The sequence below is a fragment of the Pedobacter sp. PF22-3 genome, from assembly GCF_026239555.1.
In the GTDB taxonomy this organism is placed as follows: Bacteria; Bacteroidota; Bacteroidia; order Sphingobacteriales; family Sphingobacteriaceae; genus Pedobacter.
The window spans coordinates 38138-61784 of record NZ_JAPIVP010000018.1 but is presented as its reverse complement, the minus strand read 5'-3'; the positions used below and the strand labels follow the sequence as shown (position 1 = coordinate 61784).

Below are 23647 nucleotides of genomic sequence, written 5' to 3'. Positions count from 1 at the left end.
TTTATTTCAACCACAGAGGAAAAAGAGTTTTACACCGAGTTCACAGAGGCTCTGTTTGCTCTGTGTACATCTTTGTGCGCTTTGTGGTTAAACCCTAAGCGAGCTTTTGTAAGTATTTCTGAATGGTTGTTTCCAAACCTAAATAAAGGGCATCGCTAATTAAAGCGTGACCGATAGAAACTTCCAATAAACCGGGAATACTTTGAGCAAAATAATGCAGGTTGTGCAAATCCAAGTCGTGGCCTGCATTGATGCCCAAACCTAAAGTATTGGCATGATGGGCAGCCGCGATATAATTCACAATCGCTTTTTCCCGATCAGCAAAATAATTATGTGCGTAAGCTTCGGTATATAATTCAATCCGGTCTGTTCCGGTTTCAGCTGCGCCTTCAACCATCCCTACAACGGGATCGACAAAAATAGAAACGCGGATGCCCTCCTGCTGAAAAACAGCAACCATTTCTTTCAGGTAATCTTTATGTTTGACGGTATCCCAGCCATGGTTCGAGGTAATCTGACCCTCGTCATCTGGCACCAAAGTAACCTGGGCAGGCTTGTTGGCTAAAACGAGGTCAACAAATTTATCTTCTTTACAATTTCCTTCAATATTAAATTCTGTCGCAATAGCAGCCTTTAAATCGTAAACATCCTGGTAACGGATGTGGCGTTCATCAGGGCGTGGATGTACCGTAATTCCCTGCGCACCAAAACGTTCGCAGTCTAACGCAACCTTTACCAAATCAGGATTATTGCCCCCACGGCTATTGCGGAGTGTAGCAATTTTATTGATGTTAACCGATAACTTTGTCATAAAGCAAAGATAGGGCTTTGCTCCTGTTTATCTTAAACCTTAAAAAAATTTGACTTTTTTTTGCTCATATTTGCTTCCTGTAAATGAACCTGAAAGAGACCACCCTATACAAAGTTTTAATCGCCATTGTTGCAACGGTTAGTGTATTGGCACTTTTTGGCGGTATAATGGAACCCGATTCGGCCCTTTATGCTTCCATAGCTAAAAACATGGTGCTGCGGAACGACTGGGTAAATATCTATGTCCGTGGTGCAGATTGGTTAGACAAACCGCATTTAACTTTTTGGTTGGCCGCGGCTTCATTTAAAATTTTCGGGATTACGGCTTTCGCTTATAAACTTCCTTCTTTTTTATTCGGATTATTGGGGGCATGGTACCTTTATAAACTGGCGAAAGATATTTACAACGAAAAAACAGGATTGATTAGTGCACTGATTTTTTTGAGTTCGCTGCACATCCTTATTTCTACTTTCGATGTGCGTGCTGAGGTTTACATTACCACATTTACCCTGGCAGCCATTTATCATTATTATAAAGCTCATCAAGGTTCTTTTTGGCATATTGTTGCAGGTTCTTTTTTCGCTGCATGCGCCATCATGATTAAAGGCATATTTGTGCTAATCCCTGTTTTTGGTGGCTTTATCATTTACTGGTTGCTCACCAGGCAATGGAAACAGTTGCTAAAGCTAAAATGGTGGATTGCCATTGCATTGATTTTTATTTTTATTATTCCAGAATTATATACCTTATATATACAGTTCGACTTGCACCCTGAAAAGATAGTATTTGGAAAAACCGGCGTTTCTGGCTTAAAGTTCTTCTTTTGGGACAGTCAGTTTGGTCGTTTTTTTAACAACGGACCAATAAAAGGCAAAGGCGACATCTCGTTCTTTCTGCATACCACGCTTTGGGCCTTTTTACCCTGGTCGATATTGTTTTACACCGCTGTAGTTAATTTATTCAAAAAGAAAAACAGAGTAAGTTTACCTGCAGAAAGCATCATGATCTGGACGAGTGCAGCCATTACTTTTCTATTATTTTCACTTTCGAAATTCCAGTTGCCGCATTATATTTTGATCATTTTGCCGCAATTTTCCATCATTACGGCTTTATATCTACAGAAACTGGAAGGGAAAAGCTTAAAAGTATTTTTTACCATTCAAAATATATTGGCAGTTCTAATTGTTTTGATTTTATCTGCTGTTGCTGTCTTTTTTGGGTTTACAAATAATTACATCGCAGTTGCAATTTTGGTCATTCTATTGGCCATTTCTTTTTTAATTTTCAAAGGATTAAAAACCGAAAACTTACTGGGCAGAAGTGCTATGATTTCAGCTGGCTTAATGATATTTCTGTCGGTATTTTTCTATCCATCGGTACTAAAATATGAATCAGGCATGGAAGCGGGAAATTGGCTAAAAGAGAATTATCCGCAGGCCAAAACTTCGGTTTTAATGTACCCGGATGCTTATTCATTCGATTTTTATGCCAATGGCGAACCAAAATACTTTTGGAGCTACGAGGAGCTAAATAAATCGAAAGATGAAAAAGATCTGGTGATTTACACCCCAGAATCTGAATTGGCGAAATTGAAAAAAGATTATGGCGCAGAAGTACTAAAATCGTTCGAATACTATCACATTACCAAGCTAACCCCTAAATTTATCAATTCCAAAACGCGTCCTCAGCTATTAGAACATTTTTATCTGGTTAAATTGCATTAAAATGGATTTATTCTTCCGCATTATAAAATTTGGATTGACCGGCCTGATCGGAATGGCGATTGATTTTGGAGCAACCTGGTTGTGCAAAGAGAAAATCAAAATCAATAAATACATTGCTAATGCCATTGGTTTTACTTTGGCCGTAACTAATAATTACCTCATTAACAGGATATGGACGTTCCAGAGTACAAATAGCCATTGGGGAACAGAGTTTAGCAAATTTTTGGTCGTGAGTTTAATCGGTTTAGGATTAAATACCTTTATCATTTACTTATTCCACCAAAGAAAAAACGGAACCAACTTTTATGTGGCGAAGTTTTTTGCAATTGTAATCGTATTTGTGTGGAATTTTTTGGCAAATATGTTGTTTACTTTTAGGTAGAAAAGTTTTGGTATACCTTCAAAATAGATCCTGAAACAAGTTCAGGATGACGCTTGACTTAGAAGACTTAATTATGCAATTTGCACGGACTAATGAACTAATGACAAGTGAACGAATGAACTAATTTAACTAACGTTTTTGCCGATAAAGTAGAATACAACAAGCCATATTAATCCTTTAATCAGGAAGAATAAAAACCCAACCAGCCCCACCCGTTTAAACCATAATTTTAATTTTTCTTTGTTCATGGCGATGTTTGTAAAGATAATGGATTTGACTTAAATTAGAAAGATTTTAAATAAGGAAACATGAAGTTATCTAAATCAATACTGCTCATCATTTTTTGTATCTGCTTTTTCTGCACTAAAATAATTGCGCAAAATTTTGAAAATATTAAACGTTATAAAGTGAATTATGCCATGGCAACACATGCCAACGAGCAGTTGATATCGATTAGAAGCTTTTCTGCAAATAACCAAAAATATTTATTGCTGGTGAATCCAGAAACTTTAGATACTAAAGTAGATCTGGCCAGTAATTATACCACAAGCAGTTTGCAGTTTCAGAATGTATTGGCGATTTTTAAAAATACAGCTTATATCAAATCAATTGAAGCGGCGGCAGCTAAAGATTTGCAACTTCAAAATGCTGGCATTGATCACGCCATCCCCAATGAAAAAGGCATTACCTTAACCATCGATCTTTGTCCTTCGCATAAGGCTTTAGACCGGATTATTTTCCAATCGGTTTTCGACGAATTTAAAAAGACAGAACAGCCCGCTCCATTAGCAGTTTCTGTTTCGGGTAAATGGATGTTAAAACACCAGGATGACCTGAATTGGTTAAAAAGTTTAGTACAGAAAAAAGAGCTGGATATTACCTGGGTAAACCATACTTATAACCACGAAGTAAATAAACTGCCATTAGCCGAAAATTTCCTGTTGGCACCTGGGACCAATTTAGATGTAGAAGTACTGGAGAACGAAAAACTGATGCTCAAAAACGGCTTAACTCCTTCCATATTTTTCCGTTTCCCTGGCCTGGTATCAGATAAAGCAATTGTTGAAAAAATTGAAGCTTATGGATTAATCCCCGTTGGAAGCGATGCCTGGTTGGCCAAAGGACAGCAACCTAACGCTGGAAGCATTGTATTGATCCACGGAAATGGCAATGAGGAAATAGGCGTAAAAGATTTTATCCAGTTACTAAAAACGAAACAAGCTGACGTGAAAAGTAAACAGTGGTTGCTTTTCGATTTAAGACAGGGTTTGGAGAAGGAATTTGAATAATTTATCTCGTTTTTAACCGCAAAGGACGCTAAGAAAGGCGCAGAGTTCACAAAGATCGCACAATAAATTGACCACAAACGCACAAAGAACACAAGGTTGGGTTCAGACCGTTTTTAAATCAAACTTAGCGGCCCTTTGCGGAAAACTTTGCTTTCTTTGCGGTAAACCCACTATTTTTTAACCGGCAATAACTTTATTTCTTTTGCTTTAAATCGGTTGTTTACAATTTCGCCGGTAACTTCAGCTTTACTTACGGCATTGCAAAAACCATGTTTGCCATGTGCGTCTCCAAAATCATCAATGCCTTTACCATCAACGAAATAAGGTTTGCCATCAATTTTAACCGCCAATTCGCAATCTTTACCTTTCATTTTAAACTGGCATTCGCCACAGGCAATATCAACTACCTGTTTGGTTATTACTTTTACAGTTGCAGTTTTTCGAGGACTGGTTTGTGCATTTACAGCAATAGCAAATACACAAAGAATTAAACCAAATATTAACTTTTTCATCTATTTTCTTTTTTCAAATGTAAGTTTTCAAGGGCAAAAGAACCACAATGCGCTGTAAAATAAACCTGATAGAAATGGATCCCGATTTTTCGGGAGGAATGAATAGCAGGACTAATGCCTCCGAAAAGAACTGAACGTACGTTTTCAAAAAAACACAAGAACACCCCACCTTACAGGCACCTCTCTCTGGGAGTGGGCAATAAAAAAGGGATATGCAAATTGCACATCCCTCTTCATCATATCGACTTCAGACTCTCGACTGAAGACTCAGGACTAGTACCTGTATGTATCTGCTTTGAAAGGACCTTCAACCGGTACGCCAATATAATCAGCCTGGTGTTGATCCAAAACATCTAATTCTACCCCGATTTTTTCTAAGTGCAAACGGGCAACTTTTTCGTCTAAATGTTTAGGCAAAGTATAAACTTTGTTTTCGTAAGCTGCAGTGTTCGTCCAAAGCTCTAATTGAGCCAAAGTTTGGTTGGTAAATGAATTACTCATTACAAAACTTGGGTGACCAGTTGCACAACCTAAGTTAACCAAGCGACCTTCAGCAAGAACGATTACGTCTTTACCATCGATGGTATATTTATCAACCTGAGGTTTAATCTCCACTTTGGTATCGCCATAAGCGCCATTTAACCAGGCCATATCGATTTCGTTATCGAAGTGACCAATGTTACAAACAATCGCTTTATCTTTTAATGCCCTGAAATGTTGCTCACGAACGATGTCGCAGTTACCAGTTGTAGTAACCACAATATCTGCTTCTTTAATGGCGTTAGCTAATTTTTTCACTTCATAACCTTCCATTGCAGCCTGTAAAGCACAGATTGGGTCAATTTCAGTTACAATAACACGTACACCTTGTGAGCTTAATGATTCTGCAGAACCTTTACCTACATCGCCATAACCACAAACAACAGCCACTTTACCAGCCATCATTACGTCGGTAGCACGACGGATCGCATCAACCAATGATTCGCGGCAACCGTATTTGTTATCGAATTTAGATTTGGTAACTGAATCGTTAACGTTAATTGCAGGTAAATGCAACGTTCCGTTTTTCATTCTTTCGTATAAACGGTGAACACCGGTTGTGGTTTCTTCTGATAAACCTTTAATTGCTGCAATCAACTCAGGATATTTATCAAAAACCATATTGGTTAAATCACCACCATCATCCAAAATCATGTTTAATGGTTGTTGCTCCGGACCGAAGTGTAAAGTTTGCTCAATACACCAGTCGAATTCTTCTTCGTTTAAACCTTTCCAGGCATAAACCTGAATACCCGCAGCAGCGATTGCAGCAGCAGCGTGATCTTGTGTAGAAAAAATATTGCAAGATGACCAGGTAACTTCAGCACCAAGGGCCACCAATGTTTCGATTAATACAGCCGTTTGGATGGTCATGTGCAGACAGCCTGCAATACGCGCACCTTTTAACGGTTGTGTTGGACCGAATTCTTTACGTAAACTCATTAAACCTGGCATTTCTGCTTCGGCTAATTCGATTTCTTTACGGCCCCATTCTGCCAGTGAAATGTCCTTAACTTTGTAAGGAATGTAAGTTGTCTCTACTGATGACATAATTATTTGTTTTTAAATGTGATGCAAAGTTACAGCATCCCTTTGTGAAAGCCAAATAATTAAAGTGTGGGTGAGTTGGAGGATTGTAAAATATACAAATATTAAGAACACATCTTAATTCTGTCAATAGATTTACGTTACCTTAAATATATTTTTCTGAATCGATCAGTACTTTCCAAAAAAAACACATCTCCGTTTGCTTTTGGACTGAGCACTTTTGCTGGTGCCATGTGCGACAAACGTGCGTTATTAAAGTTCAACCCTCTTGCCAAAGTAGGATTATTGTAGCTCGAATTGATGACTCCGGCTATAGTATTTATAATTTGATCATTAGCATTTATTTTCCTGATAATACCAGAATTACTCGAAATTAAGATATTATCCTCACCATCAACAGCTATAGAAACAATATTGTCAACATATGCATTTCGTGCAATCCCCCCATCGCCAGAAATGGTCCTTACAGATTTTATATTACCAGCAACCCGTTTAACCTGACCATTTTGAGTGTATTTAAAAATAATTGACTGAGGAGATCTTGAGTCGCAAAAATAAAGATCTCCATTTTTTGAAGCCGTCATACAGTTAACATACCCTAACGACATTGATTTGGCAGACGCTGGCTCAGGATCAAAGATTGAGCTGTTAGAATTGGGATTTCCTATAATGGTGGATAGTGTACCGGTAGTCTTTTCAATTTTCATCACGCGATTAGAATAGGAAAAATAAATATCGCCATTCGGTGCTTTACAAAAGGAAATAATATTATCAGTTGCCCAAGAGTTGGTATAATGCACATTTTCAGGAGCAGGATTTTCGTAGCGGCGGACTATTATTGGACTGAATTTTTTATTATTAACATCAAATCTGCCAATCTCAGTGCCTGTCAGATAAAGAAATCCATCATCACCATCCATTTGCATAGATAAAATTTTTTTACCAGAAAAACCATCATGATGAAGATCTTCAGCCTGTCCTTTTGCGTTATACTTTCTAATAATGGCATCAGATGCACCATAGATGTTATTAGCATCATCAAGGCACATTGCATTTAATAAAACAGGAAATACTGTTTTAATTCCGTAGTTAGTTTGTGGGAGTGGAATTCTTTTATGCCGTAAAAAAGAATTATTCCCATATAAAACTAAAGAATCGTCTGTTAATTTTTTTAATGATATGCGTACAGGGCCGGCAAATAAGGTATCATTTCTTATTTCTGTATCAACTAAGAAATCAGAATAATCACCTGAATTAACCTGAAGCATTTTGTGATCATAAAAATATAGATTATCATAGTTTTTCAGACCACCTGTAAATACCCAATATCCATTGATTTTAGATGTATCTACAAGTAGCTCCTTTACTGGATTTTCTATTGTTGGAGTATTTTTCTTGCAGGCAGCGAGAAAAACCAAAGCTATAATTAATAAAAAGAATATTTTTTTGAAAAGCATTAAATTATTTTTTAGTCACGAAAATACAAATTTTCTCAACATATAAGGAAACTGCTAGATATAAACACTTAAACATGATTTAAAATAAAACTTTGATATCCAGCTAATTATTTCTTAAATTGTTATAACCAATTAACCATTATGAAAAGCGTAAAACATTTACTGGACACCAAACAGGTCTTCATTATCTCCGTGTCAGAAAATATTTCTGTTCTGGATGCCTTAAAAGTAATGACAGAAAAAAACATCAGTGCCGTATTGGTGATGGAATACGGAAAGCTTCGTGGCATTTTCACTGAACGCGATTATGCCCGTAAGATCATCCTGCAAGGGAAATCATCAAAAGATACCCTGATTAAAGAAGCCATGACCGCTAACCCGATTACCGTCAAATTGAGCGACAGTATTGATCACTGCATGGAACTGATGACCGATAAACACATCCGTCATTTACCAGTTGTAGAAAACGACGAAGTAAAAGGAATGGTATCCATCGGCGATGTGGTAAAATTTATTATTGCCGATCAAAAACAGACCATTTCGCAATTGGAAAGCTACATTAGCGGGTAATTGATGCTCCAATTTTCATCTATATTGAATTAGCTATTTAAGAACTAATCAAATAGATTTCTCCACTACGGTCGAAATGACGAATTACGTTAAGCGGATTAACTATATAAAGTCGGTGTAACACCAATATCTGTGTAATCAACCCCGCAGGGGAAAAAGCAAGAAATCAAACCATAGGTTACTTCCATCTCCACTCGCCGGCAATACTCAAAGGCTCCTTTAGGTTCTGCGATTCTAAGAAAGCCCTCAACTCCTCTTCATCCTGAACACCTACCGGGATTTTCGGTGTATTGGCTAATGCATAAGTTAACATGGCACTGTAGCGTACCGTATTTTTAAGTTCCTGCTCATCAACCAGTTTAAAGCTATCGCCATCAGAATGGTAAAAGGGGCCGGAATTATTTGGCAATTTACCTCCGAAACCACCACCAGTAGGAATACCCGCTAACATAAACGGCTGATGATCGCTGTGTAAACCCGCACCAGCATTAAACAGGTTTTTAAAACCGGTATCTATCTTAACGATATCAGCTCCCCAAGTCGTAAACAAATCTTTCATTTCAGCGCGTGAGGTAGAGAAGCCTTTCGGATCGTTTGTCATATCGTAGTTCAGCATAAACTTCACCTGGTTTAAGGTTCCGTCTTTTTTAGCCTGGTCGATATAAGCTTTAGAACCCAGCAAACCTTGCTCTTCGCCCATAAATAATACAAATTCTACTGTCCGTTTGGTTTTTAAATTCAGTTTTTTAAACGTCCGTGCCATATCTATGATCGCGAAAGAGCCTATTCCATTGTCGATAGCACCAGTTGCCAAATCCCAGCTATCCAAATGTCCGCCAACAACAATTTTATCCTTAGGCCATTCTGTTCCTTTAAAGCTGGCCACTACATTGCGGGCTTTGATCAAACCCGAAAAATTCGTCATGGCGATATGCGCTGTCTGTGGTTGCGATTTAATCTTCTCTTTTAAAGCCATTCCATATTCCAAACCGATACAAACTGCAGGTATTGGGATCAATTTTCCCGTTACCGAAGCGGTTCCTGTTAAAAGCACGCCATCTTTTACTGTATTGATGATAATTACACCAATGGCACCATATTTCGTGGCAATAGCAGTTTTTTCTGAGCGGTGTAATGATTTCGTTCCTGCCGCAGAGCCAGGCAGCACACCCAGATAAATCAGTGCAATTTTACCTTTAAATTTTTCAGGACTGGCCTGATAATCTGTTTCCAATCCATTACCAGCATCTACAATTTCACCTGTAATATCCGCACTCACTGGCGAATGTGCCAACGTAACGGCTTTCATTTTGGTGAGGTTGTTTTTATCGTTACCAATTTCTACATTGACAGTTTTTCTGGCCCAGCTTTCTACTTCAAAAGGCTGAAATTTCACTTCACAACCGTAAGATTTTAATAAATCGAAGGCGTACTGTTCCGCTTTTGCGCCATTTGCAGAACCCGTTAAACGGTGACCGATGGTTTCGGTTTCATATTTTAGGGTTTGATAAGCGCTTGAGTTCTGCTGTACGTCAGCATTAATTTTGGCAAAAACATCTCCAAATTTATCTTGTGCATTGGCAAACAAAGTAGTGCAAAGAAGGGCGGTAGAGAAAAGGTATTTCATTAGGTTTAGTTATATCTGCTGAAAGTACAAATTTTAGATAGAGATTGCCAGCTGTAACGTTTATTTTGCTTTAGTAACCTACACCGTGCTGTCATGCTGAGGCACGAAGCATCTGCGACCATTGATAGATTCTTATAGAAAAATCGTCATTGCGAGGAGGAACGACGAAGCAATCTTTCATGTAGTGATCCTTGCTATAAAGATTGCTTCGTCGGCTGAAAAGCCTTCTCGCAATGACGAATCTTCTCGCTTATCGCAAGAAAATTTTCGCTGCGCTCAGAATGACAAAACTATAAAACTAAGGTTTTACATGTGCCTTTTTCTTCGGGAAAACCAACGAAGCCACAATACTGATCACTAAGATGCTTAAAATCACAATCAGTGAATGCTCCGTGGTGAAACCCCATTTCTCCAAATAAGTATGCCCTAACATTTTTACTCCGATAAAAGCTAGTAAAAAAGCTAAACCCGTTTTTAGATAATGGAATTTATGAATAATATTTACCAGTAAAAAGAACATAGACCGCAAGCCCATGATGGCAAAAATATTAGAGAAAAATACAATATAAGGATCTTTAGTTACGGCAAAAATAGCAGGAATAGAATCGACTGCAAATAACAGATCGGTAAATTCGACAATCAACAACACCAAAAACAATGGTGTAACCATTCTTTTATGGTTTATTTTAACAAAGAAATTTTTACCCTCATACTTTGGATGAATAGAAAATATTTTTGAGGCCCATTTTACTACAGGGTGGTTTTCGGGATCAATTTTATCATCTTCCTCCTTGCTGAAAAACATCTTCACGCCAGTAAACACCAGGAAAGCACCAAAAACATAAAGGATCCATGCAAATTTGGTAATCAGCGCCGCTCCAACAAAAATGAAAATGAAACGCATAATAATGGCGCCCAATATCCCCCAGAACAATACGCGGTGATAATATTTTTCCTCAACAGCAAATGCGGAGAAAATAAGTACAATTACAAAGATGTTATCTACCGAAAGTGCATACTCAATAACGTAGCCCGTTAAAAATTCGAGTCCGAGGTTTTGTTTGTAAACCGCTAAACTGGCATCAAAATCATTAGGAATTAATTTGATATGGTGCTGGTGCAGCGTTACAATCTCTTGCAGGTGGGCAAAATCCCTTATTCCGTGCAACTGATGCCCCTCAACCAGCAGGATAAAATAAAATCCTATCGCCAGCGCCACCATAATCACACTCATGATCCCGGCTTGTTTTAAGCTCACCACATGTTCTTTCCTGCTAAAAAGACCAAGGTCTAAAGCGAGAATAAGTATAATAAAAAGCAAAAAGCCTAAGCTGAAAAGTAATTCGTTACCCATTATTTTTTACGTTCAGTGGTATACAGTACAAGCTGTTCTAAACCTGTCCTGGCTTCGCCTGCATCAAAGCTATGCAGAATTTCAAATGCTTCATTTTGATAATCCAACATTTTCTGGTTTGCATAATAAACGCCCTCATGCGCATTTACAAAATCGATAATCTGTTGTATTTTAACCGGATCGTCCTGATGGTTTTTTACCAGGTTGATCATTTTTTTACGTTCTGTTTTCTCCGCTTTATTTAAGGCATAAATTAAAGGCAGGGTTACTTTCTTTTCTTTAATATCAATACCCAAAGGCTTGCCTACGTCATCGGTTCCAAAATCGAAGGTATCGTCTTTAATCTGAAAAGCAATCCCCACTTTTTCCCCAAAGAGGCGCATTTTTTCTATCATGGCATCATCAGCACCTGCTGAAGCCGCACCCGCAGCACAACAGGAAGCAATTAAAGAAGCTGTTTTCTGGCGGATCACATCAAAATATAAGTCTTCCGAAATGTCCATTCTCCGTACCTTTTCCACCTGCAACAACTCACCCTCACTCATCTGTTTTACCGCTTCTGATACAATCTGTAACAAACGGTGCTCGTTATTGTTTACCGAAAGCAGTAATCCCTTGGCCAGCAGGTAATCGCCAACCAAAACGGCTATTTTATTTTTCCATAAAGCGTTGATAGAAAAAAAGCCACGGCGTTCATAAGCATTGTCTACAACATCATCATGTACCAAAGTGGCCGTATGCAAAAGCTCAACCAATGCCGCCCCACGGTGGGTTGATTCTGTAATTCCGCCGCATAGTTTAGCTGCAAAAAATACGAACATCGGTCGCATCTGTTTGCCTTTTTGCTTTACAATATAATGGGTAATCCTATCCAGCAACGGTGCGTCGCTATGCATAGATTCTTTAAAGGTCTTTTCAAACGCTTTAATATCAGCAGCTATAGGTGTTTTTATCTGTTCGATTCCCGGCATTAAGTCGAAAAATTTTGATTGCAAACTTAAGCTAATTTCCCATAAAAAGGTAATCTGCAATCTTATTATTAAGGATTTGAAAAGCAAAGGATAGCAATCGTTAACATCTTTGCTCCTGCTATTGCCCATAGTCCTCGCCCTCATGCTTCGGGCTGTGGGCTATTTGGCGCTATCAGGTTTAACATGATGGGGCAGTGCAGGTGAAAAGACCCCTCAAAGTAATAATTAATTCCCTAAAAATTAGCTTTATTTAAATTCAAATTTTACATTTAAACCAATATTTAATGGCATGAAAAAACGCTACAAAGTAATTATTGGCCTTTCGGCATTCATTATTGCTGGTTATTTGTTAGGACCAAAACCTAAAAAACCAATATTTAGTGAGGAGCTGACCAAAGTACCCGATCTGGAAGACCTGGACAGCTATGTAGCCAGTATCGAATCCATGCATAAAATAAAACCCGGCAACGAAGCTGAAATTGTATGGGCCGATAGCCTCCACCAACAGACCGAATATGCCATTGTGTATTTACATGGTTTTTCGGCATCAAAAACAGAAGGCAACCCGGTACACTTAAATTTAGCTAAATCATTGCATGCCAATTTATACCTTGCCCGTCTGGCCGATCATGGTATCGATACCCTGGCACCCATGCAATATTTTACAGCCGACCGTCTTTGGGAAACCAGTAAACAGGCTTATGCCATCGGCAAAAAACTGGGCAAAAAAGTAATTTTAGTGGGTACCTCTACCGGCGGCACAGTGGCTTTAAAATTAGCGGCAACCTATCCAGAAATTAACAGTTTGATTTTAATGTCGCCAAATGTGGCCATTAACGATAAAAATGCCTGGCTTTTGAATAATCCCTGGGGCTTACAGATTGCCCGTAAAGTAGTAGGTGGGGATGAACGTAAGGTAGACGACCGTACTGACGAATACAAAAAATACTGGTACACCAATTACCGGCTCGAATCATTAGTAGAACTGGAAGAGTTTATTGAAAGCACTATGGTAAAAAGAACGTTCCAAAAGGTAAAGCAACCTGTTTTACTCCTTTATTATTATAAAAACGAACTAGAGCAGGACCCTGTAGTTCGGGTAGATGCCATGTTGAAAATGTTCGATGAACTGGGTACGCCGAATAATTTAAAGAGAAAGGTAGCTATACCCAATGCAGGTAATCATGTAATGGGATCGTATATTACTTCGAAAGATTTACCGGGTGTGGAAATAGCTATTGAAAGTTTTTTGGAGAGTACGCTGAAGGTTCCTGTTTATTGATTTAATAGAAAGGTACTGCTGAGAGATCAATTTTTAATCCAAAAATATTAAATGGAGATGGGCAATCGCATGAGGTCATTGTTTCAAGCGGAGTGAAACGCAGTCGAGAACCATAAAGTGCTCAGAGAAGCTAAATCTGTATAAATAGATCGCTCCATTTCGCTGCACTTCAGTCGAGATGACGATCGTCCTAATCAATACAACTGTACAAAAAGCTTATCTAAATCTTTCTCATCATGAAAATCAAACCAATATTACAAGAAACTTTATGGCTTACAGGCTGTATTGCATTTACCATAATTATCGGACTAATCTTTTTTGGAAAAGCTATTTTTAGTAATTCAATTGACATCAATCTTCATGACACCTATTTTGTGATTAAAAAGCAGCATTTATTGATCTCCTTTTTCATTATTATTTCCCTTCTCGTTTACTATTTTAAAGAATTTAAATATTCATTTTCCAGAAAAATTCAACGCTCATTTATTTTCTTTTTAGGCTTTATTTTAATCCTGTTTGCATCGTTGGTTGTACAGCTCTTACCTTTCTTTAACCCATATCAACATAACGGCTGGACGGTTTATCCACCATTGTCTGTACAGCCCGAACTAGAACAGATAAAACAAAACTTTATCATTTTGACAATCGTGTCTAAAGCTGTGCTTATATTGCAGATCGCAGTGGTGATCATGATGTTATCCGTAGCTTATAAATGGGGCAAATCGAAGAGGTAACTGATAATTTTAACAAAAAATAAAATGATATTTAACTTCATTAATACAAGTCGCTTAAAGAAAGATACACAAAAAATGGAAGAGAATATTGTTTTATTATTAGCAAATGCTTTTCCTGAGATGGCAGAAAATTATCTGCATTGGACTTTCAGTACAGCAGGGCAGCTAGCAGATAAAACAATATATATTTTACATCAAAGCACAGATAATTTGTACTATGAGCGAAATAGAACAAAACACAAACAACATTTCTTTTTAACCGGGGTTGAAGTGTTAGACAAACATACAGGAACTTATATCCCAATAAAATTAACAGTTTCAAATAATCTCATTCAAAATATTTCCCTGCCACTTAACAAAACATTAAGAAGTGATTATGAATTATCACATCTGAGGATTAACAACTTACATAAAGAGGATTTCATCCTTAAAAATACTGATGAAATAAAACTAAAAACAATCCTTTCTAATATTAGTGATGAACAAAAAAACTTATTAGAAACTGAAAATACTATTGAGATTGAGTTGGACGAAAAATATTATTATACTATTATAGATATGGAGGATGGAAATTATATTGCCGTTAACAAAAGGGGAAATGTATTCAGATTAATCCATGATCATGAAGAACCAGCAAAAAAAATATTTCAAAATGTTCAAAAATTGATGGAGGTATATGCTGGAGACAAATATGAGTTGCAAAAATATTTAGAACAGTAATCGAGTAACTGCAGAATTAGATCAATTATTTACTTCCAAATAGATGCTGAAACAAGTTCAGCATGACGATTGCGCCAGGAAAATAGGTTACCTACTTATGCAAGTATTCGATCGATAATCCCCTGTTTAAACTTCGTAAGACACTAACCCAAAATATTCTTCACAATCATTTTGGCATGTACCCTTGAGTTTTCAATAAACAGTTTGTGCGTATCCAATCCACCGCAAACTACACCAGCCAGGTATAAACCCTTAACGTTGGTTTCCATAGTCTCTTCGTTGTAGGCCGGACAAAGGCTTTCAGGCAGGTCGATACCGAATTTTCTTAACATCGAAAAATCTGGCTGATAACCCGTCATGGCAATTACAAAATCATTCGGAATGGTTTTTATTCCTTCAGGTGTTTTGATGTCCACTTCACCATCCCGGATTTCAACCAATTCCGAATCGAAAAGGGCGGTAACTTCACCTTCCTTAATCCTGTTCTGTATATCCGGGCGAACCCAATATTTAACATGCGGACCAAGTTCACCGCTCCTTACCACCATGGTAACATTGGCACCTTTGCGGTAAGTTTCTAAAGCAGCATCCACACCCGAATTATTCGCACCAACCACTACTACATTTTGAAAGGCATATAAATGCGGATCTTTATAATAATGTGTTACCTTGGGTAAATCCTCACCCGGAACGTTCATCAATAAAGGCACGTCATAAAATCCTGTAGCCACAATCACATTAGCAGCCGTATAATTGGTTTTACTAGTATTAATTTCGAAAACATTATGATCGTTTTTAACCACCTGCTGTACCCTTTCGAAAAGATGGATATTTAAATCGAATTTTTCGGCCACACGGCGATAATATTCTACGGCTTCGTTGCGGTTAGGCTTTGGGCTGATGGTTACAAAAGGCACACCCCCTATCTCCAATTTCTGTGAAGTAGAAAAAAAAGTCATAAATACAGGATAATTGAACAAACTGTTTACCAAAGCACCTTTTTCTATAATTACATAGCTAAGGTTTGCTTTTTGGGCTTCAATTGCACAAGCCATCCCTATCGGGCCAGCACCTATAATTAATACGTCGTAATGATTTTGATTTGCCAATTGACTATTTATTAAAATTTTTAAGGCATAAAACGATATAAAATAAAGGGTATTTACCGTTTTATGCTGACATATAAGAAATGTAAGGGCATATAAGCTTATATTTTCTTAAATCTCTTAAATGGTTAAAGCTTAGTCAGCCTTTTTTATACCAATTATACTTTCATTGCTTTACTTGGGCAGGCGAAATCTGTTCTTTTTAAACCGGTATTTTTTATTGCACCATAACCGCCGGCTACATCAATTACATTTTCTACTCCACGCGATTTTAAAATAGAAGCCGCAATCATGGAGCGGTAACCGCCTGCACAGTGGATATAATAAGTAGCTTTCGGATTGATCTCACCAGTCCATTCGTTAATAAAATCCAAAGGACGGCTAAGTGTAAATTCTAAATGTTCTGATTCGTACTCGCCTGGTTTACGCACATCAAGCGCTGTAATTTCATCATTTGATGCCGCCTCCTCAAAAGCTTCAGCAGAAATCGTTTCAATGGTATCAATTTCTTTTCCGGCATCTGTCCATCTTTCGAAGCTTCCATCCAGATAACCAATGGTATTGTCATAACCCACACGGGTTAAACGGGTAATTGTTTCTTCTTCTTTCCCCTGGTCGGTAATTAGTAAAATAGGTTGTTGCAAATCAGTAATCAAAGCGCCAACCCATGGCGCAAACTGTCCGTTAAGACCAATATTGATTGAATTAGGGATAAAACCTTTTGCAAAAACCTGCGGATCGCGGGTATCGAGCATAATGGCACCTGTTTGATTCGCCAAATCCTCGAATTGTTGAGGCGTTAAGGCATTTAGTCCTTTTTCGTAAACGTCATCAATACTTTCTACTCCACCTTTATTAATAGCCGCATTTTTAGCAAAATATTGTGGTGGAGGCATAATGCCATCGGTTACTTCGGCAATAAACTGTTCTTTTGTTTCAGCCTTTAAAGCATAATTAACCTGTTTCTGATGCCCTAAGGTATCGAAAGTTTCTTTACTCATACTTTTACCACAGGCAGAACCAGCGCCGTGAGCAGGATAAACAATTACATCATCAGCTAAAGGCTTTATCTTTTCGTTTAACGAATCGTAAAGCATTCCGGCTAAATCATCCATGGTTAAATTACCCTTCTGTGCTAAATCCGGACGACCAACATCACCAATAAATAAAGTATCGCCACTAAAAATGCAATGGCCTTTACCGTTTTCATCGGTCAATAAATAAGTGGTCGATTCTAAGGTGTGTCCAGGCGTGTGTAGTGCCGTTATGGTGAGCTTACCGATTTTAAATTGCTCACCATCTTTGGCAATATGCGCTTTAAATTCAGTTTTGGCAGTTGGTCCGTAAATAATTTCTGCACCTGATTTTTCGGCTAAATCTACGTGACCAGAAACAAAATCGGCATGAAAATGCGTTTCGAAAATATATTTAATGGTGGCACCTGCTTTTTCTGCCTTCTTTAAATAAGTCGCAACTTCCCTTAAAGGATCAATAATTGCAGCTTCGCCATCACTCTCGATGTAATAAGCGGCTTCTGCCAGGCAACCTGTATATATCTGTTCTATTTTCATGTTTTCTTCGCAACGTCACCCTGAATTTATTTCAGGGTCTTACCAAAAAGATGCTGAAACAAGTTCAGCATGACGGATCTATTACAACAAAAATAGGGCTAAATACTGATAACCGAAATGATGTTGGTCATAATTGCAGAAGTTTTACTTATTGTAGTGCATGATACAGCTTATCTAGATATTAAATTTAGTAATGCTAAATCTTAATCCTTTTTATTTGAAAACGAACGTTTTGTTGTTCTTGGCCAGTGAAGCCCTGCCATTCGCTTTAGTCCCGATAAAAAAATCGGGAGCTGCCGCTACTGTCAGGTTTATAACCAAAAGGCCTGTTCCTTACATCACGCCAAATACTGCACTTTGCTAGGTTTAGCCAATTGTACTTATCCTTTGTCTCTAAACCCGATCGAAGCGAGATGCCGATTCTTCATCGGCAGAAGCGTGAGCGGGACTGAAAACCTCCAAAAGAGCGGAACTGCTCATTTCCTTAAAAAAAATATTATAAACGCTGGAAACATTAATCCTTTGTTAGCTCTCCCCGTAACGATTCATCCATCAATTTACGGCTTTCTTCTACGGATAAACCCAAACCCATTACGAACATCAGTTTGGTTACCGTAGCTTCGAAAGTTAAATCGTAACCACTTACAATGCCCATTTTTAACAATTCCCTACTGGTTTCGTAGCGGCCAAGTTGTACCGATCCTTTTTTACACTGAGAGATATCAATAATGATTTTTCCGCTTAAAATGGCCTGCCGCAAACTATCTAAAAACCATTGTGCAGTAGAAGTGTTACCTGAGCCAAAAGTTTCTAAAATGATGGCATCTACCTTAGAATCGGTAATGGCCTGAACGGCTTGTGGCGTAATTCCAGGATACAATTTAAGTACACCAATGTTAGCATTAAAATTGGTATGCAATTTTAGCTCGCCGCCAGTAGCCTTTAAAATATAATTTCTGTAAAACTGTAAATGTACTCCGGCCTCCGCCAATATTGGATAATTTGGTGACCGGAAAGCCTCAAATTTTTCACTATTGTATTTTATAGATCGGTTGCCCCTGAATAATTGTGCATCAAAATAAATGCAAACCTCAGGAAAAAGTGCCTTACCATCTTCTTTGGTCGCTGCAATCTCTAAAGCGGTAATAAGATTCTCTTTCGCATCGGTCCTGATTTCGCCGATTGGGAGCTGCGATCCGGTTAAAACAACAGGTTTATCGAGGTTTTCTAGCATAAAACTTAATGCCGAAGCGGTGAAAGCCATGGTATCCGATCCGTGCAGAATCACAAAACCATCATACTGATCATATTTGTTGTAAACGAGTTCTGCCAGTGTTTTCCATATTTCGGGATCCATATTTGATGAATCCAAAACCGGATTGAAGGAATGTACATCTAAATCGTAATCTAAACGACTTAATTCAGGAACGTTTTCTTTTATCTGCTCGAAATCAAACGGAATTAACATTCCATTCGTAGGATCGTTAACCATACCGATGGTACCACCGGTATAAATTATAAGTATTTTGGTCATTTGGTTTTGTGAAGGTTGCTCAGCGCAAAGAAACTAAAAATTTACAAATGATCGGGCGATATTTTTAAATTAGCAATAAAAGGCTATATTTTTCAAAAAAATTATCAATTAGATAATTTAAAATTAAAATAATTATATAATTAATAATTATTAGCATACAGTCCGTAGCGTTAAGCACAGCGTCTCTATGGACTAGCGATAAAATTTTCCGAAAACGCAACAACTACAACGAGTCAGAGACTCTGTTCCATTCAGAATCCGTAGAGTCCTTCGGAACTCTACGGACAGATGAGTTCACTGAGCCTGCGGGTTCTAGACTGCGTTGCACTCCACTTGAAATGACGCTATGGCTAAACCCACTGAATAATTGCTTCGTCGGCTGAAAAACCCTTACAGCAATGACGAATTGATTAAACGCCAAAAATCTTTTTTGAATTCTCTGTAGTTACATCTGCAATTTCTTCGATAGAAACGCCATAAATATCAGCCAGTTTTTGTGCGATATAAACCAGGTAACTGCTTTCGTTTGGTTTACCACGGAAAGGAACTGGAGCAAGATAAGGCGAATCGGTTTCTAAAACCAGGTTGTTTAAAGGAATATCTGCCAATACCAGATCCAAACCTGCTTTTTTATATGTAACCACACCACCAATGCCTAAGTAAAAATTGAGATCAATAGCCTGTTTTGCCTGAGCCAAATTCCCGGTGAAACAATGGAATATACCCCGCAATTTTTCATCTCTTTCACTTTCCAATACTTCAAAAACTTCATCAAAAGCTTCTCTGCAATGGATCACAATTGGCAATCCTAATGCTTTTGCCCAGGCAATCTGTTTCCGGAAAGCACTCTGCTGAATCTCCAAAGTGGTTTTATCCCAGTACAAATCAATCCCAATTTCGCCAATGGCATAAATTTTACGCCCAGCAATACTATTATATATTACATCCAACAGTGCCAGGTAATCTTCTTTTACATCACAGGGATGTAAACCTGCCATGGCAAAACAATTTGCTGGATATTTCGCCATCAGGTCATCAATCATTGCAATTGACTTCACGTCAACATTGGGCAAAAACAAACGGTTTACATCGCTTTCGAAACAACGCTGCATTAACTGCGCCTGTTTTTCGGCATCCTGCTCGTAATATAAATGGGTATGGGTATCGGTAAAGATCATGTTTTGATGTATGATGTATGATGTATGATGTAAAATGGATGATGGGTTAGAAGTTCGTTAAGTGTATTTTCAAAATTAATTTAAGTTTGAATATGTTATGTTGAGCCTGTCGAAACACTTTATGCCAAGTTTTAAGCAGGTTCTCCGACAGGCTACCATTAACAGATTCCATTAGATTAATCGTCATTCCCGCGCAGGCGGGAATCTTAAAGCGCTTGCATTAAGATTCCCAATCAAGTTGGGAATGACGATTCTCCGCAGCCTATCTCTTTTCAGCTTTGCTTTTTTTCGGAGCTTTAACTTTGGGCTCCGGACTTCCGACTTCCGACTGCGGACTCCATTCCATTTCCTTTTTCAAAAATTTTCCGGTTAGGCTGATTGGGTTCTGGATTAAACCTTCTGGTGTACCTTCAAACAAAATCCTTCCGCCGCCAGCACCGCCTTCTTCTCCTAAATCAATTACCCAATCGGCAACTTTAACTACGTCTAAGTTATGCTCGATTACCAAAATCGTATTTCCTTTATCAACAAGTTCTTGCAATACACCTAAAAGCACGTTTATATCTTCAAAGTGAAGACCAGTTGTAGGCTCATCTAAAATATAAAAGGTCTTTCCGGTATCTTTTTTAGAAAGTTCTGTGGCCAGTTTTACACGCTGTGCCTCCCCTCCTGATAAAGTAACCGACGATTGGCCCAAAGTGATATAACCTAAACCAACGTCTTTTAAGGTTTTAATCTTTCTATAGATGATCGGAATATTTTCGAAAAAAGTGCAGGCATCTTCGATACTCATATCCAACACATCACTGATCGATTTTCCACGGAAACGAACTTCTAAAGTTTCCCTGTTGTATCTTCTTCCGCCACATTCTTCGCAGGGTACTTGCACATCAGGTAAAAAGTTCATTTCGATTACCTTTAAACCCGCACCCTGACAGGTTTCGCAACGGCCACCTTTAACGTTGAAAGAAAAACGGCCGGGTTTATAACCACGGATTTTTGCTTCGGGCAACTGCACAAACAAATTCCTGATATCGGAGAAAACCCCGGTATAGGTAGAAGGATTTGAACGTGGCGTTCTCCCAATCGGAGCCTGATCAATCTCAATTACCTTATCAATTTCTTTTAATCCATTGATTTTTTCATAAGGCAAAGGTGTTTTTTTGGCCCTGAAGAAATGATGGTTTAAAATCGGGTATAAAGTTTCAGTAATTAAACTCGATTTCCCGCTGCCAGAAACACCGGTTACAGCAATAAATTTACCCAAAGGAAAATCTACAGAAACCTCTTTTAAATTATGTCCGGTAGCTTTTAGTAGCGACAATTTATGTCCGTTGCCTTTTCTGCGCACTTTTGGTGTTTCAATGCTCCTTTTACCGTTTAGATAATCGGCAGTTAAGGTATTTGATTTCAGGATCTGTGCGGCTGTTCCTTCTGCAACCACTGTTCCGCCATGGATACCAGCTCCCGGACCTACATCAATTACCCAATCCGCTTCCAGAATCATGTCTTTATCATGCTCTACAACCAAAACGGTATTTCCTAAATCACGGAGATTTTTCAAGGCATTGATCAAACGTTCATTATCGCGCTGGTGCAAACCGATACTTGGCTCATCGAGAATGTACATGACGTTCATCAACTGCGAACCGATCTGCGTAGCCAAACGGATACGCTGAGCTTCACCACCTGAAAGTGTGCGCGCAGTACGATCTAAAGTTAAATAAGTTAAACCTACATCAGTCAAAAAGCCGATCCTGGCTTTAATTTCCTTTAAAATTTCTTTGGCAATAATATTCTGACGATCAGATAAACGTTCATCAACCTTTTCAAACCATTGATGAAGGTTGTTGATATCCATCGATGAAAGTTCAAAAATATTTTTACCGTCAACCTTAAAATGCAAACTTTCTTTTTTCAAGCGGGCACCATGGCACTCCGGACAGGTTTTCAGTTTCCTGAATTCGTCCATATCGTCAGCTGCAGATTCGCTTCTTTTTTCGTTCTGCTCTTCAAGCATTTTAATTATCCCATCGAAAGTGATGTTATAATTCTGAACATTCCATTTATTGTATTCTACCTCAACTTTAATTAAATCAGGTGAACCATTTAAAATGATATTGATGACTTCGTCGCTTAATTTTTCAATTGGCGTAGAAAGCGAGAAACTGTATTTTTTGGCCAAGGCTTTTAACACCTGGAACATCCAGATATCGCGGTATTCGCCCAAAGGAGCCAAGCCACCATTTAAAATACTCAGTTTTGGATTTGGGATAACCGAATCTTTATCCACCACAAAAATATAACCCAAACCGTCACAACGTTCGCAAGCCCCGTAAGGTGAGTTGAACGAAAAACTGTTTGGCTGAGGCTCATCGTAAGAAATACCCGTGGTTGGGCACATCAAAAACTTACTAAAATGTGCTACATTATTATCCTTATCGCTGATTTTAATTACCCCTTTACCCATTTTCATGGCGATTTGCAAGGAATCGAGCAGACGTTTTTTATCTTTTACATCAATAATCAGGCGATCGATCACCACTTCAATATCGTGGATTTTATAACGATCTACCTGCATTTTAGCGGTAATATCCTTAATTTCTCCATCTACACGCACTTTTACATAACCCTGTTTACGGATCTGCTCAAAAAGTTCGCGGTAATGTCCTTTTCTTCCCTTAACCACCGGAGCAAGGATATTTACGGCCAAACCATCGAATTTATTAAAGATATTTTGCAGAATTTGGTCTTCGCTCATGCGTTCCATTTTCTCACCGGTATTGTACGAATAGGCATCAGCCACACGTGCATAGAGCAAACGCATAAAATCGTAAATTTCGGTAATGGTACCCACGGTGGAACGTGGATTTTTACTGGTGGTTTTTTGCTCAATGGCAATAACCGGACTTAAACCCGAAACTTTGTCTACATCTGGGCGCTCCATACCGCCCATAAACTGACGGCTATAGGCGCTGAAAGTTTCCATATAACGGCGTTGACCTTCGGCGTAAATGGTATCAAAAGCCAACGAAGATTTACCGCTGCCACTTAAACCCGTAATCACTACAAGTTCGTTGCGCGGAAAGCTAACGTCTATATTCTTTAAATTATGTACCCTCGCACCATATACTTCTACATCTTTTTGCTCGCCGAGGTCGATAGATTTATTGCTCATATTTTATTTAAAGTTGGGGCCAAAACCTGGGCTTAAAAAAGACCAGATTTCAATCCGCAA

The 23647-nt window shown here is 38.3% G+C and carries 20 protein-coding genes; 8 read left to right on the top strand and 12 right to left on the bottom strand.

Annotated features, from left to right (window positions below; all coding sequences use genetic code 11):
• Positions 1 to 94: 94 nt before the first annotated feature.
• Complete coding sequence (locus OQX63_RS19530) at positions 95 to 811, bottom strand: pyridoxine 5'-phosphate synthase (protein WP_265852494.1); 717 nt, start codon at positions 809 to 811, stop codon at positions 95 to 97.
• 83 nt (positions 812 to 894) lie between these two features.
• Here OQX63_RS19530 and OQX63_RS19525 point away from each other — a divergent pair, with 83 nt between their 5' ends.
• The 3 genes from OQX63_RS19525 to OQX63_RS19515 all read left to right on the top strand — a co-directional run bounded on the left by OQX63_RS19525 (position 895) and on the right by OQX63_RS19515 (position 4206).
• Positions 895 to 2535 carry an ArnT family glycosyltransferase gene (locus OQX63_RS19525; protein WP_265852493.1) on the top strand — a complete coding sequence of 547 codons (1641 nt, stop codon included), beginning with the start codon at positions 895 to 897 and terminating at the stop codon, positions 2533 to 2535.
• Between the two features lies 1 nt (position 2536).
• Positions 2537 to 2917: a GtrA family protein gene (locus tag OQX63_RS19520; protein ID WP_265852492.1), complete on the top strand. Its 381-nt coding sequence runs from the start codon at positions 2537 to 2539 to the stop codon at positions 2915 to 2917.
• 308 nt (positions 2918 to 3225) lie between these two features.
• Positions 3226 to 4206, top strand: a complete 981-nt coding sequence (locus tag OQX63_RS19515) for a polysaccharide deacetylase family protein (protein ID WP_265852491.1) — start codon at positions 3226 to 3228, stop codon at positions 4204 to 4206.
• A gap of 170 nt (positions 4207 to 4376) precedes the next feature.
• On the opposite strand, the gene OQX63_RS19510 is transcribed toward OQX63_RS19515, so the two are convergent.
• From OQX63_RS19510 to OQX63_RS19500, 3 genes are all read right to left on the bottom strand, one after another.
• Positions 4377 to 4718: a DUF6370 family protein gene (locus OQX63_RS19510; RefSeq protein WP_265852490.1), complete on the bottom strand. Its 342-nt coding sequence runs from the start codon at positions 4716 to 4718 to the stop codon at positions 4377 to 4379.
• 273 nt (positions 4719 to 4991) lie between these two features.
• On the bottom strand, positions 4992 to 6308 hold the full coding sequence (gene ahcY, locus OQX63_RS19505; protein ID WP_265852489.1) for an adenosylhomocysteinase: 1317 nt from the start codon (positions 6306 to 6308) through the stop codon (positions 4992 to 4994).
• Between the two features lie 137 nt (positions 6309 to 6445).
• On the bottom strand, positions 6446 to 7762 hold the full coding sequence (locus OQX63_RS19500) for a hypothetical protein (protein WP_265852488.1): 1317 nt from the start codon (positions 7760 to 7762) through the stop codon (positions 6446 to 6448).
• A 141-nt stretch (positions 7763 to 7903) separates the two neighbouring features.
• Between OQX63_RS19500 and OQX63_RS19495 the strand changes: the two genes are divergently transcribed.
• Entirely contained in the window at positions 7904 to 8332 is a 429-nt protein-coding gene (locus tag OQX63_RS19495) for a CBS domain-containing protein (protein ID WP_265852487.1), read from the top strand.
• Positions 8333 to 8510: 178 nt separating this feature from the next.
• Here OQX63_RS19495 and OQX63_RS19490 read toward each other — a convergent pair whose 3' ends face one another.
• The 3 genes from OQX63_RS19490 to OQX63_RS19480 form a co-directional block, all read right to left on the bottom strand.
• Positions 8511 to 9959 (bottom strand): M20/M25/M40 family metallo-hydrolase, encoded by a 1449-nt coding sequence (locus OQX63_RS19490; RefSeq protein ID WP_265852486.1) that lies wholly within the window; start codon positions 9957 to 9959, stop codon positions 8511 to 8513.
• Positions 9960 to 10257: 298 nt separating this feature from the next.
• Positions 10258 to 11313, bottom strand: a complete 1056-nt coding sequence (locus tag OQX63_RS19485) for a TerC/Alx family metal homeostasis membrane protein (RefSeq protein WP_265852485.1) — start codon at positions 11311 to 11313, stop codon at positions 10258 to 10260.
• On the bottom strand, positions 11313 to 12284 hold the full coding sequence (locus tag OQX63_RS19480) for a polyprenyl synthetase family protein (protein WP_265852484.1): 972 nt from the start codon (positions 12282 to 12284) through the stop codon (positions 11313 to 11315). Before OQX63_RS19480 ends, OQX63_RS19485 begins: the two co-directional genes overlap by 1 nt.
• Positions 12285 to 12573: 289 nt before the next feature.
• Between OQX63_RS19480 and OQX63_RS19475 the strand changes: the two genes are divergently transcribed.
• The 3 genes from OQX63_RS19475 to OQX63_RS19465 all read left to right on the top strand — a co-directional run bounded on the left by OQX63_RS19475 (position 12574) and on the right by OQX63_RS19465 (position 15020).
• The gene (locus OQX63_RS19475; protein WP_265852483.1) at positions 12574 to 13566 is read left to right on the top strand and encodes an alpha/beta hydrolase; all 993 of its coding nucleotides are present in this window, start codon (positions 12574 to 12576) and stop codon (positions 13564 to 13566) included.
• 236 nt (positions 13567 to 13802) lie between these two features.
• Positions 13803 to 14300: a hypothetical protein gene (locus OQX63_RS19470; protein ID WP_265852482.1), complete on the top strand. Its 498-nt coding sequence runs from the start codon at positions 13803 to 13805 to the stop codon at positions 14298 to 14300.
• 75 nt (positions 14301 to 14375) lie between these two features.
• Positions 14376 to 15020, top strand: a complete 645-nt coding sequence (locus tag OQX63_RS19465; protein WP_265852481.1) for a hypothetical protein — start codon at positions 14376 to 14378, stop codon at positions 15018 to 15020.
• A 143-nt stretch (positions 15021 to 15163) separates the two neighbouring features.
• Here the strand turns inward: OQX63_RS19465 and OQX63_RS19460 are convergent, their stop codons facing one another.
• Positions 15164 to 16129 carry a YpdA family putative bacillithiol disulfide reductase gene (locus OQX63_RS19460; RefSeq protein WP_265852480.1) on the bottom strand — a complete coding sequence of 322 codons (966 nt, stop codon included), beginning with the start codon at positions 16127 to 16129 and terminating at the stop codon, positions 15164 to 15166.
• 155 nt (positions 16130 to 16284) lie between these two features.
• Complete coding sequence (locus tag OQX63_RS19455; RefSeq protein ID WP_265852479.1) at positions 16285 to 17697, bottom strand: MBL fold metallo-hydrolase; 1413 nt, start codon at positions 17695 to 17697, stop codon at positions 16285 to 16287.
• Positions 17698 to 17914: 217 nt separating this feature from the next.
• Between OQX63_RS19455 and OQX63_RS19450 the strand changes: the two genes are divergently transcribed.
• Positions 17915 to 18061, top strand: a complete 147-nt coding sequence (locus OQX63_RS19450; protein ID WP_265852478.1) for a hypothetical protein — start codon at positions 17915 to 17917, stop codon at positions 18059 to 18061.
• Between the two features lie 150 nt (positions 18062 to 18211).
• Here OQX63_RS19450 and OQX63_RS19445 read toward each other — a convergent pair whose 3' ends face one another.
• From OQX63_RS19445 to uvrA, 3 genes are all read right to left on the bottom strand, one after another.
• Positions 18212 to 19231, bottom strand: coding sequence for an asparaginase (locus OQX63_RS19445; RefSeq protein ID WP_265852477.1), 1020 nt, complete (start codon positions 19229 to 19231; stop codon positions 18212 to 18214).
• Positions 19232 to 19641: 410 nt separating this feature from the next.
• A complete protein-coding gene (locus OQX63_RS19440; RefSeq protein WP_265852476.1) occupies positions 19642 to 20409 on the bottom strand; it encodes a TatD family hydrolase in 768 nt (255 codons plus the stop codon).
• Between the two features lie 262 nt (positions 20410 to 20671).
• On the bottom strand, positions 20672 to 23587 hold the full coding sequence (uvrA, locus tag OQX63_RS19435) for an excinuclease ABC subunit UvrA (RefSeq protein ID WP_265852475.1): 2916 nt from the start codon (positions 23585 to 23587) through the stop codon (positions 20672 to 20674).
• Between the last annotated feature and the right edge of the window lie 60 nt (positions 23588 to 23647).

Coding starts and splice junctions, on each gene's coding strand:
- OQX63_RS19530 (WP_265852494.1), bottom strand. CDS start 811: ATGACAAAGTTATCGGTTAACATCAATAAAATTGCTACACTCCGCAAT.
- OQX63_RS19525 (WP_265852493.1), top strand. CDS start 895: ATGAACCTGAAAGAGACCACCCTATACAAAGTTTTAATCGCCATTGTT.
- OQX63_RS19520 (WP_265852492.1), top strand. CDS start 2,537: ATGGATTTATTCTTCCGCATTATAAAATTTGGATTGACCGGCCTGATC.
- OQX63_RS19515 (WP_265852491.1), top strand. CDS start 3,226: ATGAAGTTATCTAAATCAATACTGCTCATCATTTTTTGTATCTGCTTT.
- OQX63_RS19510 (WP_265852490.1), bottom strand. CDS start 4,718: ATGAAAAAGTTAATATTTGGTTTAATTCTTTGTGTATTTGCTATTGCT.
- ahcY (WP_265852489.1), bottom strand. CDS start 6,308: ATGTCATCAGTAGAGACAACTTACATTCCTTACAAAGTTAAGGACATT.
- OQX63_RS19500 (WP_265852488.1), bottom strand. CDS start 7,762: ATGCTTTTCAAAAAAATATTCTTTTTATTAATTATAGCTTTGGTTTTT.
- OQX63_RS19495 (WP_265852487.1), top strand. CDS start 7,904: ATGAAAAGCGTAAAACATTTACTGGACACCAAACAGGTCTTCATTATC.
- OQX63_RS19490 (WP_265852486.1), bottom strand. CDS start 9,959: ATGAAATACCTTTTCTCTACCGCCCTTCTTTGCACTACTTTGTTTGCC.
- OQX63_RS19485 (WP_265852485.1), bottom strand. CDS start 11,313: ATGGGTAACGAATTACTTTTCAGCTTAGGCTTTTTGCTTTTTATTATA.
- OQX63_RS19480 (WP_265852484.1), bottom strand. CDS start 12,284: ATGCCGGGAATCGAACAGATAAAAACACCTATAGCTGCTGATATTAAA.
- OQX63_RS19475 (WP_265852483.1), top strand. CDS start 12,574: ATGAAAAAACGCTACAAAGTAATTATTGGCCTTTCGGCATTCATTATT.
- OQX63_RS19470 (WP_265852482.1), top strand. CDS start 13,803: ATGAAAATCAAACCAATATTACAAGAAACTTTATGGCTTACAGGCTGT.
- OQX63_RS19465 (WP_265852481.1), top strand. CDS start 14,376: ATGGAAGAGAATATTGTTTTATTATTAGCAAATGCTTTTCCTGAGATG.
- OQX63_RS19455 (WP_265852479.1), bottom strand. CDS start 17,697: ATGAAAATAGAACAGATATATACAGGTTGCCTGGCAGAAGCCGCTTAT.
- OQX63_RS19445 (WP_265852477.1), bottom strand. CDS start 19,231: ATGACCAAAATACTTATAATTTATACCGGTGGTACCATCGGTATGGTT.
- OQX63_RS19440 (WP_265852476.1), bottom strand. CDS start 20,409: ATGATCTTTACCGATACCCATACCCATTTATATTACGAGCAGGATGCC.
- uvrA (WP_265852475.1), bottom strand. CDS start 23,587: ATGAGCAATAAATCTATCGACCTCGGCGAGCAAAAAGATGTAGAAGTA.